Annotated in this window: 13 protein-coding genes and 2 tRNA genes; 10 read left to right on the forward strand and 5 right to left on the reverse strand. The window is 62.9% G+C overall.

Annotated elements, in window-relative coordinates:
• The first annotated feature begins 216 nt into the window (after positions 1–216).
• The 5 genes from dusA (at position 217) to ASC94_RS20450 (ending at position 4,649) form a co-directional block, all read left to right on the forward strand.
• The gene (dusA, locus tag ASC94_RS20430) at positions 217–1,248 is read left to right on the forward strand and encodes a tRNA dihydrouridine(20/20a) synthase DusA (protein WP_056399572.1); all 1,032 of its coding nucleotides are present in this window, start codon (positions 217–219) and stop codon (positions 1,246–1,248) included.
• A gap of 344 nt (positions 1,249–1,592) precedes the next feature.
• Positions 1,593–3,326: a methyl-accepting chemotaxis protein gene (locus ASC94_RS20435; RefSeq protein ID WP_229417347.1), complete on the forward strand. Its 1,734-nt coding sequence runs from the start codon at positions 1,593–1,595 to the stop codon at positions 3,324–3,326.
• Between the two features lie 73 nt (positions 3,327–3,399).
• Positions 3,400–3,732, forward strand: a complete 333-nt coding sequence (locus ASC94_RS20440; protein ID WP_056399579.1) for an energy transducer TonB — start codon at positions 3,400–3,402, stop codon at positions 3,730–3,732.
• A 53-nt stretch (positions 3,733–3,785) separates the two neighbouring features.
• Positions 3,786–4,127 (forward strand): energy transducer TonB, encoded by a 342-nt coding sequence (locus ASC94_RS20445; RefSeq protein ID WP_056399582.1) that lies wholly within the window; start codon positions 3,786–3,788, stop codon positions 4,125–4,127.
• Between the two features lie 162 nt (positions 4,128–4,289).
• Entirely contained in the window at positions 4,290–4,649 is a 360-nt protein-coding gene (locus ASC94_RS20450; RefSeq protein ID WP_056399584.1) for a hypothetical protein, read from the forward strand.
• Between the two features lie 282 nt (positions 4,650–4,931).
• On the opposite strand, the gene ASC94_RS20455 is transcribed toward ASC94_RS20450, so the two are convergent.
• Positions 4,932–5,378, reverse strand: a complete 447-nt coding sequence (locus tag ASC94_RS20455; protein WP_056399587.1) for a hypothetical protein — start codon at positions 5,376–5,378, stop codon at positions 4,932–4,934.
• Between the two features lie 429 nt (positions 5,379–5,807).
• Between ASC94_RS20455 and ASC94_RS20460 the strand changes: the two genes are divergently transcribed.
• Together ASC94_RS20460 and ASC94_RS20465 are read left to right on the forward strand one after the other, a co-directional pair.
• Positions 5,808–7,991 carry an ATP-binding protein gene (locus ASC94_RS20460; RefSeq protein ID WP_229417348.1) on the forward strand — a complete coding sequence of 728 codons (2,184 nt, stop codon included), beginning with the start codon at positions 5,808–5,810 and terminating at the stop codon, positions 7,989–7,991.
• 297 nt (positions 7,992–8,288) lie between these two features.
• A complete protein-coding gene (locus ASC94_RS20465; RefSeq protein ID WP_157201528.1) occupies positions 8,289–9,050 on the forward strand; it encodes an ABC transporter substrate-binding protein in 762 nt (253 codons plus the stop codon).
• Positions 9,051–9,096: 46 nt separating this feature from the next.
• Here the strand turns inward: ASC94_RS20465 and ASC94_RS20470 are convergent.
• The 4 genes from ASC94_RS20470 to ASC94_RS20485 all read right to left on the reverse strand — a co-directional run bounded on the left by ASC94_RS20470 (position 9,097) and on the right by ASC94_RS20485 (position 12,305).
• Positions 9,097–9,172 (reverse strand) — tRNA-His (locus ASC94_RS20470).
• A 113-nt stretch (positions 9,173–9,285) separates the two neighbouring features.
• On the reverse strand, positions 9,286–10,128 hold the full coding sequence (gene murI / locus ASC94_RS20475) for a glutamate racemase (RefSeq protein WP_056399596.1): 843 nt from the start codon (positions 10,126–10,128) through the stop codon (positions 9,286–9,288).
• 7 nt (positions 10,129–10,135) lie between these two features.
• A complete protein-coding gene (locus ASC94_RS20480) occupies positions 10,136–11,665 on the reverse strand; it encodes a fumarate hydratase (RefSeq protein ID WP_056399599.1) in 1,530 nt (509 codons plus the stop codon).
• Positions 11,666–11,693: 28 nt separating this feature from the next.
• Complete coding sequence (locus ASC94_RS20485) at positions 11,694–12,305, reverse strand: YqhA family protein (protein WP_056399602.1); 612 nt, start codon at positions 12,303–12,305, stop codon at positions 11,694–11,696.
• Positions 12,306–12,504: 199 nt separating this feature from the next.
• Here ASC94_RS20485 and acs point away from each other — a divergent pair, with 199 nt between their 5' ends.
• The 3 genes from acs (at position 12,505) to ASC94_RS32015 (ending at position 15,239) form a co-directional block, all read left to right on the forward strand.
• Entirely contained in the window at positions 12,505–14,496 is a 1,992-nt protein-coding gene (gene acs / locus ASC94_RS20490; RefSeq protein ID WP_056399604.1) for an acetate--CoA ligase, read from the forward strand.
• 87 nt (positions 14,497–14,583) lie between these two features.
• Positions 14,584–14,674 (forward strand) — tRNA-Ser (locus ASC94_RS20495).
• A 232-nt stretch (positions 14,675–14,906) separates the two neighbouring features.
• Positions 14,907–15,239 (forward strand): TfoX/Sxy family protein, encoded by a 333-nt coding sequence (locus tag ASC94_RS32015; protein ID WP_200955792.1) that lies wholly within the window; start codon positions 14,907–14,909, stop codon positions 15,237–15,239.
• Positions 15,240–15,420 lie beyond the last annotated feature (181 nt).

Below are 15,420 nucleotides of genomic sequence, written 5' to 3' on the forward strand. Positions count from 1 at the left end.
TACCGGGGGCAACGGGAGTTCGCCTATGAAAAGCGGGCGCCCCGCGCGCGGTTTCCGCGCCTGCGGGCAAATCGGCGGCAGTGACTTGCATGCATCAAAGTTTTTTGTAACCGCACCGTGCCGATGTTTTATTTATGAGACAAATCCCTGCCGGGCGCGGCTGCTTCTTCCGCTGTATAATGACGGCCCCCTCCCGATTCCCCGACTGTTGCCGACATGACCACCATCACCGCTCCGACCGCCGACACCACCGCTGCCCGCAATTTGCCGAGCCGCCGCCTGTCCGTCGCGCCGATGATGGACTGGACCGACCGCCACTGCCGCGTGTTCCACCGCGAGATCACCAGGCACACCTGGCTGTACACGGAAATGGTGACCACGGGCGCCCTGGTCTATGGCGACGTGGAGCGGCATTTGCGCTTCAACGAGGAAGAGCATCCGGTGGCCCTGCAACTGGGCGGCAGCGATCCGGCCGACCTGGCCACCAGCGCGAAGCTGGGCGAGAAGTGGGGCTACGACGAGATCAACCTCAACTGCGGTTGCCCTTCCGAGCGCGTGCAGAAGGGCGCGTTCGGCGCCTGCCTGATGGCCGAGCCGCAACTGGTGGCCGACTGTGTGAAGGCCATGCGCGACGCCGTCTCCATCGACGTGACGGTCAAGCACCGCATCGGCATCGACGACAGCGAAAGCTACGATTTCGTGCGCGACTTCGTCGGCACGGTGGCAGAAGCCGGCTGCAGCACCTTCATCGTGCACGCCCGCAATGCCATCCTGAAGGGCCTGTCGCCCAAGGAAAACCGCGAAATCCCGCCGCTCAAGTACGAGTACGCCTACCGCCTCAAGCGCGACTTCCCGCAGTTCGAAATCCTGATCAACGGCGGCATCAAGACCGAGGCCGAGATAGACGAGCACCTGCTGCACGTGGACGGCGTGATGCTGGGCCGCGAGGCCTACCACAACCCCTTCCTGATGGCGTCCTTCGACCAGCGCTACTACGGCGACACGGCCGCGCCCAAGACGCGCGAACAGGTGCTGGCCGCCATGGTGCCGTACATCCAGGCGCAGCTGGCAAAAGAGGGCGGCCGCGGCCTCAAGCTGAACAGCATCACGCGCCACATGCTGGGTTTGATGCAAGGCCTGCCCGGCGCCCGCCTGTTCCGCCAGACCCTGTCCGACTCCAAAAAACTCGCCCTCGGCGACGCCAACCTTCTGCTGGAAGCCGCAGCCCGCCTGTCTCTGCCGGCCTGACCTCTCTCTTTTGCCCAAAGCAAAATTTGCGTTTTGCCTCTTTCTCCGCAGAAAGTTAGGTTGCGTATTTTGCAGGCAGTTTTTGCTTGCTTTGAGGCAAAACCTGCACCTATAATTTCAGAATATACACACATAGTCACTGAGGCTATACGCCTCGCACGTGGCGTCTTGCGCTGAAAAACCACACATTGTAACGATCCGTAGAGCAATTTTTGCATTCGCAGTCATTGTTTGCTACTGTCATTACTTGCGCAGCGGCAAGGGAAATTATGGGTGTTTTCTTGTGCAGGGCGGGTGCGTACCTGGGTACAACTTATCAATAGTGTCACTTACAAAGAGCCGAAATGAATTTAGCAAAAATGAAAGTGGGGACGCGCCTGGGCCTCGGGTTTGCGTTGGTGCTGCTCTTCCTGATCGCCGTGACCGGCGTCGGCATCGTGCGCATGGCGCAGATCCAGGACCGCCTGGACCACGTCGTCAGCTTCAATAACGTGGTGACCCGCCTCGTGATCGACATGCGCAACAACGTCAACGAGCGCGTCAGCTCGCTGCGCACCCTGACCCTGATGAGCGACCCGGCCGATATGGAACCGGAAATGAAGCGCATCAAGGAACTGTCCGACAAGTACGCCGCCGCGCAGAAGAAACTGGAAGCCCAGTTCGCGCTGGAAGCCACGCCGGAAGAGAAGACCCTGATGGCCGCCATCAAGGAACACGAAGGCGCCACCATGCCGGCCATCGCCAAGGCGTCCGAGCTGTGGCTGTCGAACCAGGCTGAAGCGGCCACCAAGGTGATGATCAAGGAAATCCGTCCGCCGCAGAAGAAGTGGATGGAGTCGCTGGACCAGCTGGGTGCCCTGGAAGACAAGCTGAACGCGCAAGTGCAGGTGGACGCGGCCGAAGGTTTCCAGAGCGCGCGCACTTTCATGATCTTCATGGGCGTGCTGGCCGTGGTGATCAGCGTGGGCGCGGCCATCATCATTACCCGCGGCCTGCTCAAGCAGCTGGGCGGCGAGCCTGACTACACGGCAGCCATTGCCGGCAGCATCGCCAACGGCGACCTGTCCGTCTCGATCAACACCAGCTCGACCGACAAGGACAGCCTGCTGGTGGAAATGAAGGAAATGCGCGACAGCCTGGTCGGCATCGTGGGCCAGGTGCGCACCGGCACCGAGACCATCGGCACCGCCTCGCGCGAAATCGCCGCCGGCAATATCGACCTGTCGTCGCGTACCGAAATGCAAGCGTCGTCGCTGGAGAAAACCGCGTCGGCCATGGAAGAACTGACTTCCACCGTGAAGCAGAACGCAGACAACGCCCGCCAGGCCAACCAGCTGGCAGCCAACGCGTCCGACGTGGCACGCAAGGGCGGCGAAGTGGTGTCGCAAGTAGTGGACACGATGAGCTCGATCAACGAATCGGCCAACAAGATTGTCGACATCATCGGCGTGATCGATGGCATCGCCTTCCAGACCAACATCCTGGCGCTGAATGCTGCGGTTGAAGCAGCCCGTGCCGGCGAGCAGGGCCGCGGCTTCGCCGTGGTGGCGTCCGAAGTGCGCAACCTGGCCCAGCGTTCGGCCGGCGCCGCCAAGGAAATCAAGACCCTGATCGGCGACTCGGTGGAGAAAGTCGAGCGCGGCTCCAAGCTGGTCGGCCAGGCCGGCGTGACCATGGACGAAGTGGTGGATTCGGTGCGCCGCGTGACCGACATCATGGGCGAAATCGCTTCCGCCAGCCAGGAACAGAGCGCCGGCATCGAGCAGGTGAACCAGTCCATCATCGAGATGGACAGCATGACCCAGCAGAACGCTGCGCTGGTGGAAGAAGCCGCCGCCGCCGCGCAAAGCCTGCAGGACCAGGCTGGCGAACTGGCCCGCGTGGTATCGATCTTCAAGCTGTCGGAACACGAAGAGCGCGAGCCGCGCGTGGCTGCGCCGGCTTACACCGCCCCTGTGGCGGTGGCCAAGCCCGCCGCCCGTGCGCCGGTGAAGAAAGCCGCCGTGGCAGCGCCTGCCGCCAAGCCGAAGAAGATCGCTGCCGCCGCCACCGCCGGCGACGAGTGGGAAGAATTCTAAGTACGCAGCAAGATGGCCGCGTCTGGAGCGGCCGTCGAACAGTTTTTTAAACTTTTTGGAATTACGAAAAATCATGACCAAGCATTCGATCAGTTTCATCGCCGCCGCTCTGCTGAGCACCTCCGCTTTCGCCGCTGAAGTGCCAGCCGTGTTTGATGCCAAGAATTGCAAAGCCGAATATCCGAAAGCTTCCCTGCTGAACGAAGAGCAGGGCGCGGTATCGATGGCCTTCCTGGTGTCGCCAGCGGGCGAAGTGCTGGACTCGAAAGTGGAAAAGTCGAGCGGCTTCAAAAACCTGGACAAGGCAGCTGTCAAAGCCATCAGCGCCTGCAAATTCAAGCCCGGCACCAAGGATGGCGCCGTGGCACAAACCTGGACCAAAGTGGACTACGTCTGGAAGCTGTAATTCCAGCCTCGCCTTGATCCGGAAACTTAAATAAAAGCACTTGGGGAAATCAGATGTCTACTAAACAGCGTTGGGTGAGTGTTATCGCGGCAGTGCTCGTATCGGGCAGCGCCTTTGCAGCGGAAGTGCCGGCCAGTTTCGACGGCAAGAACTGCAAGGCCGAGTATCCGAAGGCATCCCTGATGAATGAGGAGCAGGGCACCGTGTCGATGTCCTTCCAGGTGTCGGCCGGCGGCGACGTGCTCGACTCCAAGGTCGACAAGTCGAGCGGCTTCAAGAATCTGGACAAGGCAGCCATCAAGGCGCTGAGCGCCTGCAAATTCAAGCCGGGCACCAAGGACGGCAAGCCGGACACCACCTGGACCAAGGTGGACTACGCCTGGAAACTGGATTAATCACAGTTGCGTTCTGCGCCGGCTTGCCTGAGCCGGCGCGATCTTGAACCGGTGCTTGCGCCGGTTTTTTTTTCGCTTAAACCTGCGCATGTAACAGGCTGTAAAAGTGCGGCAGGAAAAGCCGAATGTTCTTATAGTGGAAGCCTGGAACAGGAGTCCCACATGAAAACCATGATTGCCCTGGCCGCCGTAGCGGCCCTGACCGGCTGCGCGACGCAGCCATCGACCGTTTACTACCCCAAGCCGGCCAACCCCTACGAGTGGCACACCGTGTCCGTCACGCCGGTGCAGCGCGGCGCAGCCAGCGGCGCGCCTGTGGAATACACCTCGGAGCCGGTAGCCCAGCAGCAGCCGCGCGTGGTGTACACCACCGAGCCGCTGTACGCGCCGGCGCCGGTATATGTGGCGCCGCCCGTGTACGCACCGGCACCGGCGTATTACTACCCGCCGGTGACGATAGGACTGGATTTTGTGTTCGGTAACTGGGGACACCGCCATCGCGGCTACGGCCGCCGCCGTTAAGGACTGCAGCGCGGCAGCGCGCTGCGCCGGGGGCGGCAGCGCGGTGGAATTGGGGGAGGCTTAGTGCACGAAGAAGAAGGACGCTTCGTGCAGCACGTCGGCCGACAGCAGCAGCCAGGTGGAAACGCTGGCCAGCCCCATCAGCAGGGTACCGATAGTAAGTGGGCAGATGCGTGACATGGCGGGCTCCGGGTTGGTGTTTGCTATGACACCATCTTATGCATTAATAATGCATATCGGCATCAGCGGAGTGTCCATGCCGTTGTAGGACAATGGCTCGTGCTATTTTTTCCAGTGCACAATCGCGCCTTCAGGGGCGGTGTCGAGCGCATTCGACTGCGCCAGCCACTGCTGCAGGCGCTCGGGCTGCTTGATGCTGATGCCCAGGCCATCAATGATGCCCACCTGTTCCAGCATGCGCGCATCGATCTTGGCCTTGGATACGGTGGGCGCGCGCATGACCATGCGGTCGTACGCCTTGCGCGCCTTGTTTTCCCACTTGTGCAGGCTGCTCTCATCAAAGCGGTTGGCTTCGAAGTACACCGTCAGCGAACCGTCCGGGTTGCCGAAGCCGACAATGCCGGCACCCTTGCGGATGGTGGTGGTATTGGCCAGGTCGAACTCGTCGGTGGGCACGAACACGCCAGCGCGGCCGTCGATGTCGGGATGGCCGGCGGGGGTGTCCTTGCTGTAAGTCGAAACAGCGGACAGGATTTTTTCTTCGGACATGGTGAGCCAGGGAAGTGTGAGCTAAGAAGACTGCGTAGGCACCCATTGTAGCGTTAAACTAATGCCTTAGGGAAAGTCTACGGATGAGGCGGCGCAAAAAAAATACCGCCACAAGTGGCGGCATCCAAGCCGGCGCATCCTCGCGGAGTGCGGCGGCGAAATTCCCGTAGGGGAACGTTATTCGGTGCTTGGTATTGATGGAAACGAAAGCTAAGTTTCTTTTTGCTATGAAGCCAGCATAGCACCGGCCAGGCGGCAGCGGCAGCAAAAACCTGCGCGCACTGCCATTTTTTTAAGCGCCCGTTGTATTTCCGCCGCAACCGCGCCGGCCCTCCGCGCGGCGGCCGCCGGCGGCAATGATTGCATGCCGATTGTCAACTGCGTGTATGATGCGGGTTGCATGTTTTTCTTGCAATGCCAAACACCAGAATGATGACCAACGTATCCTCCCCACCCGCCGCGCCGCGCCGTCCCGCCTTTTTGGACGGGGGCGGGGAATGTGGCGAGCGCCTGCGCAACTTCGACTGGGCCGGCTCTCGCATGGGGCCGCCCGAGTCGTGGCCGCCCTGCCTGCAGACGGTGCTGCGCACGGTGCTCGCCTCGCGCTTCCCGATGGCGATCCACTGGGGGAGTGAACTGCTGACGTTTTACAATGATGCTTTCGCGCAAGTGCTCGGCAGCAAGCATCCGGGCCACCTGGGACGTCCCGCCAAAGACTGGTGGCGCGAGATGTGGGACCAGATGGCGCCCATCGTCGAGCACGTGCTGACCGGTGAAACCTATTATGTGGAAAACGCCAGCTATGCGCCCGAGCGCGGCCATAGCCATCGCGAAACCTACTTCACCCACTGCCATAGCCCGATCTGGAACGAAGACAACCAGGTCGAGGGCGTGCTGCTGGTGCTCACCGAGTCCACCCGCGAAGTGCTGGCCGAGCGCGCCTTCGTGGCGCTCAACCGGCGCCAGGCCTTCCAGCTCGACATGGCGGACTGCCTGCGCGGCATGTCCGCCGTCACCGACATCACGGCGGCTGCCACCGAGCTGCTGGGCAATTACCTGCACGTGTCGCGCGTGTTCTACACCGAGATCAACGAAGCCAGCCGCACGGCCTTCGTGCAGGGCCAGTGGGGCGCCGCCGACTTGCCGCTGCTGCCCGGCAGCGCGCGGCTGGATGACTACAGCCCGGAAATCATCGGCATCCTCAACGAGGGCAAGGCCTTCGTGGTGAACGACGTGCGCACCGACCGCCGCACCCAGGCTTATGCCGAGGCCTATCTGGCGCTGGGCACGGGCGCCATCGTGGTGGTGCCGCTGCTGCAGGACGGCCGCGTGACGTGCGCGCTGAACCTGTCGCACCGCGCGCCGCGCGCCTGGTCGCGAGAAGACATCGCTATCACACAGGACGTGGTGCAGCGCACCTGGGAAGCCGTGGAGCGCGCGCGCGCCGTGGCCGCGCTGCGCTCCGAGCACGAGCACAGCAAGCGGGCCCAGACCGCGCTGCGCGATGCCGACAAGCGCAAGGACGAGTTCCTGGCCATGCTGGCGCACGAGCTGCGTAACCCGCTGGCGCCGATCGGCACGGCGGCCGAGCTGCTGCGCCACTTCCAGTTCGACGAAGCCACGGTCAAGCGCACCAGTGAAGTGATCTCGCGCCAGGTCAAGCACATGACCGGACTGATCGACGACCTGCTGGACGTCTCCCGCGTGACGCGCGGCATGGTCACGCTGCAGAAGGAAACCTTGGACCTGCGCGACGTGCTGGGTTACGCGGCCGAACAGGCCCGCCCGCTGATGGAAGCGCGCCGCCACCGCTTTGCCGTGCAGCTGCCGGAGGAAGCCATCCATGTGCTGGGCGACAAAAAGCGCCTGGTGCAGGTGATCGCCAACCTGCTCAACAACGCCGCCAAGTACACGCCGGAAGATGGCTTTGTCGAGCTGCGCCTGAGCCTGCGCGGCGACAGCGCCACGGTCACCGTGCGCGACAACGGCGTGGGCATGCTGCCGGAGCTGCTGGCGCGCGCCTTCGAGCTGTTCGCGCAGGACGAGCGCACACTGGACCGCTCGCAGGGCGGCATGGGCCTGGGCCTGGCGCTGGTGCAGCGCCTGGCGGAGGCGCACCACGGCAGCGTGGCCGCGCACAGCGACGGTATCGGCAAGGGCAGCACCTTCATCCTGCGCCTGCCGGTGGCCCAGCCGCAGGCGCCGTCCGGTCCGGACGCCGCCGGCGCGGCCGCCGCGCCCGCTACGCGCAGTCTGCGCTTGCTGGTGGTGGACGACAACGTGGACGCGGCCGAAACGCTGGGCATGCTCATGGCCGAAGCCGGCCACCAGGTGACGGTGGAGCACAGCTCGCGCATTGCACTGGACCGCGCGCGCGAGATCCGCCCGGACATCTGCCTGCTCGACATCGGCCTGCCCGACATCGACGGCAACGAGCTGGCGCGCCGCCTGCGGCTGCAGCCGGAAACGGCCGGTGCGGTGCTGATTGCGGTGACGGGCTACGGCCAGGAACGCGACCGCAACGAATCCTACGCGGCCGGCTTCGACTACCACTTCGTCAAGCCGGTGGATATGCCACGCCTGCAGGCGCTGATGGCGCGTATCGCCGGATAAAAAAAAGCTGCACCGGCATGGCTGACGGTGCAGCGAATAGTCCCCTCAACTGTGCCGGCGAAACCGCGTGCCGAGCAATTTCACTGTACCGTATTGCAGAGCTAACGCGGCGTTTACCGGGCGCCCACGTCGATTGCGTCAAACAACGTGCAGTTAAGCTGTGCAAGCCCTAGGCAGGGCCGCGCCGATGTGCTTGTGCGCGCGCCACCAGGCCGAAGCCATCCTCCTCGAACAATGACCAGTTAGCGTGGTACGCTAGCGATGGACTTGATCTTGGGACTATGCATGGTGTTAAGGATGTGCTTGCTTGTCGGCGCCTTGCTGGCGCTGCCTGTGCTGCCCGCGCGCGGCGAGGAAACGCCCACGCGCCTGCGCTTGTGCTCGATGGACGTGGACTACCCGCCATACGCGCTGGTGGACGGCAGCGGCCACCTGCAATACATGCTGGCGCAGGCGGCGCGCGGCCTGGGGCTGGAGGTGGAGCGCCGCGTGGCGCCACGGCGCCGCTGCGCGGAAGAACTGAAGTTCGGCCTGGTGGATGCGATGATGGGCGCCTATTCGCCCGAGCGCGCCGTCTACGCGGCATTCCCGATGGCCGGAACGCAGGCGGACGAAAGCAAGTCGCTGGCCACGCCGCGCTACTTTGTCTACCGCCGCAAGGGCACGCCGCTGCAATGGGACGGCCGGCGCCTGGCGGGGCTGGGCGAGGGCAGGATAGGCGTCGAATCGGGCTTCAGCTTCATCATCGAGCGCCTGCAGCAGCTGGAGCTGGCCTACGACGACGGCTCCAAGACGCTGGAGCTCAATTTCGCCAAGCTGGCGGCAGGGCGGCTGGAAGGCGTGGTCGCCATGGAGGCCGAAGCGGAAGCGCTGATCGCGCGGCGCTATGCCGGCCTGCTGGAGCGCGCCGGCAAGCCCTTCGAGCAAACCCCGCTCTACCTGATGCTGTCGCGCCAGTTCCACGCCCGCCACCCGGCCTATTCGGCCCGCCTATGGCAGGCCCTGCAAGATTTCCGCACCAGCAGCGACTACCGCCAGTACCAGCAATCCTACCCGTGAAAAGAAAAAAACCCAGTCGATGACTGGGCTTTTTACCGTAATTCTGTGGGGTGACCGATGGGGCTCGAACCCACGACAACAGGAATCACAATCCTGGACTCTACCAACTGAGCTACGGCCACCACTGATTTACTTCGCCTGAAGCACTGTTTGCGCGTCAGGTGCCGAATTATACTAGGCCATCCGGCATCTTGCAAAGGCCTAAGGCGCTTTTTTTAGAAAAACGCCGAATTGCCTAGATTTTAAGCGATTCCACGTCCACCGTCATTTTCAGCAGGGTGGCGAAGGCCGGCCCCAGCGCCGCCGCGCCGCCGGTGGTGTAGCCGTGCAGCAGCGGCGGATGGCCAACGCTGCCCGGCCGCTGCAGGCCGCCGCTCTCCAGCAGCCGCGCCAGCTGGCGCGCCACCGCGTCGCCGGTGTCGATCAGGGTCACGTCCGCGCCGCCGGCCTGCGCCACCGCGCGCGCGATCGCTTCCTGCACAAACGGGTAGTGCGTGCAGCCCAGCACCAACGTATCCGCCCCTTGCACCACCAGCGGCGCGACGTAGCGCTCCAGCATGGCGCGCGTGGCGTCCGTATCCAGCTCGCCCTGTTCGATCAGGTCCACCAGGCCCACGCAAGGCTGCAGCAGGAACTGCGCCTGCGTGGCGCCGGCGATCTGGTCGCGCAGCTGCAGGAACTTTTCGCCCGACAGCGTGCGCTGCGTGGCCAGCACGCCCACCTTGCCGTTGCGCGTGGCGGCTGCGCCAGGCTTGAGGCCAGGCTCCACGCCTACCACGGGCAGCGCCGGATGGTGCGCGCGGATCGCTTTGATGGCAGCCACGGTGGCCGTGTTGCAGGCCACCACCAGCGCTTTCACGCCGCGCCCCACCAGGAAGGCCGCCACTGCCAGCGAACGCTCCACCACCACCGCCTCCGTCTTGTCGCCATATGGCGCAAAGCCGGAGTCGGCGAAGTAGATCAGGTGCTCCTGCGGCAGCTGTGCGCGGATATGGCGCAGCACCGACAGGCCGCCCACGCCGGAATCGAAAATGCCGATGGGCGCGTCGGCCGGCGTGGGGAAGGGCGGCGAGTGCATCACGGGATTACTTCACCACGACAGGCACGTTCAGTGCCTCGATCTTGGCGGCCCATTCCTTCGGACCGGTGTTGTGCACCGAAGTGCCGCCAGCGTCCACGGCCACGGTGACCGGCATGTCTTCCACCTCGAATTCGTAGATGGCTTCCATGCCCATGTCTTCAAAGCCCAGCACCTTGGCCGACTTGATGGCTTTCGACACCAGGTAGGCCGAGCCGCCCACGGCCATCAGGTAGGCCGACTTGTGCTTCTTGATCGACTCGATGGCGGCCGGGCCGCGTTCGGCCTTGCCGATCATGGCGATCAGGCCGGTCTGCTCCAGCATCATGTCGGTGAACTTGTCCATGCGGGTAGCGGTGGTCGGGCCGGCAGGGCCCACCACTTCGTCGCGCACCGGATCGACCGGGCCCACGTAGTAGATGACGCGGTTCTTGAAGTCCACCGGCAGCTGCTCGCCTTTGGCCAGCATGTCCTGGATGCGCTTGTGCGCGGCGTCGCGGCCGGTCAGCATCTTGCCGTTCAGGAGCAGGGTCTGGCCCGGCTTCCACGAAGCCACTTCTTCCTTGGTCAAGGTGTCCAGGTTGACGCGCTTGGACTTCTCGGTGTCCGGGGTCCAGCTCACGTCCGGCCAGTCCGACAGCTTCGGCGGCTCGATGTAGGATGGGCCCGAGCCGTCCAGCACAAAGTGCGCGTGGCGCGTGGCGGCGCAGTTCGGGATCATGGCGACCGGCTTCGATGCGGCGTGGGTCGGGTACATATTGATCTTCACGTCCAGCACCGTGGTCAGGCCGCCCAGGCCCTGCGCGCCGATGCCCAGCGCGTTGATCTTGTCGCACAGTTCAATGCGCAGCTCTTCGGTCTTGTTGCGCGGGCCGCGTTGCTTCAGCTCGTACATGTCGATGTCTTCCATCAGCGACTCTTTCGCCATCAGCATCGCCTTCTCGGCGGAGCCGCCGATGCCGATGCCCAGCATGCCCGGCGGGCACCAGCCGGCGCCCATCAGCGGCACGGTCTTCAGCACCCAGTCGATCAGCGAATCGGAAGGGTTCAGCATCACGAACTTGGTCTTGTTCTCGGAGCCGCCGCCCTTGGCAGCCACGCTCACGTCGACGGTATTGCCTTCCACCAGTTCCATGTGCACCACGGCCGGCGTGTTGTCCTTGGTGTTCTTGCGCTCGAAGTGCGGGTCGGCCACGATGGAGGCGCGCAGCTTGTTGTCGGCGAAGTTGTACGCGCGGCGCACGCCTTCGTTGATGGCATCGGTGACGGTGCCGGAGAAGCCTTCGAAGCGCACGCCCATGCCGATCTTCAGGAACACATTGACGATGCCGGTATCCTGGCAGATCGGGCGCTTGCCCTCTGCGCACATGCGCGAGTTGGTCAGGATTTGCGCGATCGCGTCCTTCGCCGCCGGGCTTTGCTCGGCTTCATAAGCGCGCGCCAGGTGCTGGATGTAGTCAGCCGGATGGTAATAGCTGATGTACTGCAGCGCCGCTGCGATGGATTCGATCAGATCGTCTTGCTTTATGATGGTCATGGTGTTCTCGCTGGAGGATGAAAACTTTTTAGTGCTGCTTGTTGAGTGCTTGCGTGCGTGTCATCAGGTTATCGGTGTAGGCGATAGCGATGGTGGACAGCAGAAATACGACGTGAATCACGGTTTGCGCGGCGATCACGTCCATCTTGTACGAGCTGGCGTTGATGAAGGTCTTCAGCAGGTGGATGGACGAGATGCCGACGATGGCCATGGCCAGCTTGGTCTTCAGCACCGACGCGTTCACGTGCGACAGCCACTCCGGCTGGTCCGGATGGCCTTCCAGGTGCATGCGTGAGACGAAGGTCTCGTAGCCGCCCACGATCACCATGATCAGCAGGTTGGAAATCATCACCACGTCGATCAGGCCGAGCACCACCAGCATGATGGTGGTTTCATTGAGCTTGCTCGGCACCGCCGCTCCCGGCACGGCTACGGCCTGGAAAATGTGCTCCAGCGCCGCCTCGTTGCCGAGCGCCGCGCCGATCAGGTCCTTCAGTTCGACCCAGAAATGAAACACGTAGACGCACTGCGCCAGGATCAAGCCCAGGTACAGCGGCAGCTGCAGCCAGCGCGACATGAAAATAAAGGCAGGCAGTGGCGACAGTTTGTTCGGTTGCGTGTTACGCGGTGGTTCCATCATTAAGGCTTGCTCCGGTAGGCTGCGTTTGAATTGCCGACATTTTACACTCGCTCAACGCTGTCGGCACCGGCGCAGGCTGAACTGCCGTAGAATTATCCGAAAGGCCAAGTTGTCAATTTCGCTCAAATGGCTATGTAAGGCATCCGTAAGCGGCAGCGCTTAAGGTGTTTGCAAACAATTACCACAATGGAGACCTAGCATGAGTACGCAGACTACAGAACAACAGGGCCCACAGGAATCGCGCGTGTTCGCCCCCTCGGCGGCATTCGCGGCGCAGGCCACCGTGTCCGGCATGGACGCCTACCAGGCGCTGTGCGCCGAGGCGGCGCAGGACTACGACGGGTTCTGGGCCCGCCTGGCGCGCGAGAACATCGACTGGAAAGTGCCGTTCACCCGCACCCTGAACGAAGACGACGCGCCATTCTACAAATGGTTCGAAGACGGCAAGCTCAACGTGTCCTACAACTGCCTGGACCGCAACCTTGAAAACGGCAACGCCGACAAGACCGCCATCATCTTCGAGGCCGACGACGGCGCCGTCACCCACGTCACCTACAAGGAACTGCACGAAAAAGTGTGCAAGTTCGCCAACGGCCTGAAATCGCGCGGCATCAAGAAGGGCGACCGCGTCATCATCTACATGAGCATGTCGGTCGAAGGCGTGGCCGCCATGCAGGCCTGCGCGCGCATCGGCGCCACCCACTCCGTGGTGTTCGGCGGCTTCTCCGCCAAGTCCCTTCAGGAGCGCATCATCGACGCCGGCGCGGTGGCAGTGATCACCGCCGACGAACAGCAGCGCGGCGGCAAGCGGCTGCCGCTGAAATCCATCGTCGACGAAGCGCTGGCCATGGGCGGCTGCGACACCATCAAGGACGTCATCGTCTACCAGCGCACCGGCGGCGACGTGACGCACGTGGCAGGCCGCGACATCTGGCTGCACGACCTGGTGCAAGGCCAGTCCGCCGTATGCGAACCGGAGTGGGTGGACGCGGAGCACCCGCTGTTCATCCTCTACACTTCCGGCTCCACCGGCACGCCGAAAGGCGTGCAGCATTCGAGCGGCGGCTACCTGCTGTGGGCCGCGCTGACGATGAAGTGGACCTTCGACATCAAGCCATCCGACGTGTACTGGTGCACCGCCGACATCGGCTGGGTAACGGGCCACAGCTACATCGCCTACGGCCCGACGGCAGTGGGCGCCACGCAGATCATCTTCGAAGGCATTCCGACCTATCCGAACGCCGGCCGTTTCTGGGAGACCGTAGCCAAGCACAAGGTCAGCATCTTCTACACCGCACCGACCGCCATCCGTTCGCTGATCAAGGCCGCCGACGTCGACCCGAAAGTGCACCCCAAGAACTACGACCTGTCCTCGCTGCGCCTGCTCGGCACGGTTGGCGAGCCGATCAATCCAGAGGCATGGGTTTGGTACTACAAAAACATCGGCAACGAAAAGTGCCCGATCGTTGACACCTTCTGGCAGACCGAGACCGGCGGCCACATGATCACGCCACTGCCGGGCGCCACGCCCATGGTGCCGGGTTCCTGCACGCTGCCGCTGCCGGGCATCATGACCGCCATCGTTGACGAAGCCGGGCAAGACGTGCCGAACGGGCAGGGCGGCATCCTGGTGGTTAAGCGCCCATGGCCGTCGATGATACGCACCATCTGGAACAACCCCGAACGCTTCAAGAGCAGCTACTTCCCCGAAGAGCTGGGCGGCAAATACTACTTGGCAGGCGACGGCGCCATCCGCAACAAGGACACCGGCTACTTCACCATCACCGGCCGCATCGACGACGTGCTGAACGTGTCGGGCCACCGCATGGGCACGATGGAAATCGAATCCGCGCTGGTAGCGAACCCGCTGGTGGCCGAAGCTGCGGTGGTCGGCAAGCCGGACGACACCACGGGCGAATCGATCTGCGCGTTTGTGGTGCTCAAGCAAGCGCGTCCGACTGGCGAAGAAGCCAAGCGTCTCGCGCTGGAGCTGCGCAACTGGGTCGGCAAAGAGATCGGCCCGATCGCCAAGCCCAAGGAAATCCGCTTCGGCGACAACCTGCCCAAGACGCGCAGCGGCAAGATCATGCGGCGTTTATTGCGCGTGCTGGCCAAGGGCGAGCAGATCACGCAAGACGTTTCCACGCTGGAAAATCCGGCCATTCTGGAGCAGCTCAAAGAAGCGTCTTAAGCGGGCTGAAGGGGCGGCGCAAAAAACATTGGTACTTTCAAGAATCTTTGCTACAATGTGCGCCTCTTGCAGCGATGCGAGAGAACTGGAGAGGTGGATGAGTGGTTGAAGTCGCACGCCTGGAAAGCGTGTATAGGTTCATAGCCTATCGGGGGTTCGAATCCCCCTCTCTCCGCCAGAATAAAAAAGAAGGCCGTCCGCGAGGACGGCCTTTTTTTATTCTGGCGAAGAGAAGCAAGGCCCCTGCGGGCCTTGCGCGGGGGATTCGAAGGGCTTCCCCTGCAGGGGAAGCCCGCTCCGAATCGCCCAACTGCTTCCCGCTGYGMGGGAAGCGCCGCGCGCCGAGGGCGCGCGCTCGTATCCCCATTTCAGGTCTTTGGCGGCTCGAAGTCCGCTCCCCTGATTTGGGATTGCAATACAATACATCCAGCCTGATTTTCCGAGTCATCAAGATGAAAATATGTGCTCTCCCGGGCCTCGGCCCAAAATCACAGACAATGCTTGCTGTGGCAGGCATCGAATCAATCGAGACACTCAAGCGCCTTGGCTCAGTGCGAGCTTATGCCATGGTAAAGCGTGCCGGATGTGCGCCGAGCCTGAATCTGCTATGGGGGCTTGAAAGTGCTGTGTCCGGATTGCCCTGGCAGGAAGTAGCTAAAAGCCATCGCACCAGCCTATTGCTTGCTCTTGAAGAAATCGAATCCAAGCGTAAGGCAGGACACCGCACCGAAAGCGACGAGTAGCAGTCCCGCGTCCCCCGGCGCCGTTTATGCAAGGTGAATCGGTGCAAATGATTCCCCAAACAGATCGGGCTCATAACCCGCGGCCTGGAAAAGATGCGCGCAAGACTCATCGATCGCAGCGCGCAGCTTTACCTGATCCACGCCCAGCACAACGCCACCGCGTTTGCGCACGCGCCCGCCG

The organism is Massilia sp. Root418 (assembly GCF_001425265.1).
In the GTDB taxonomy this organism is placed as follows: Bacteria; Pseudomonadota; Gammaproteobacteria; order Burkholderiales; family Burkholderiaceae_D; genus Rugamonas.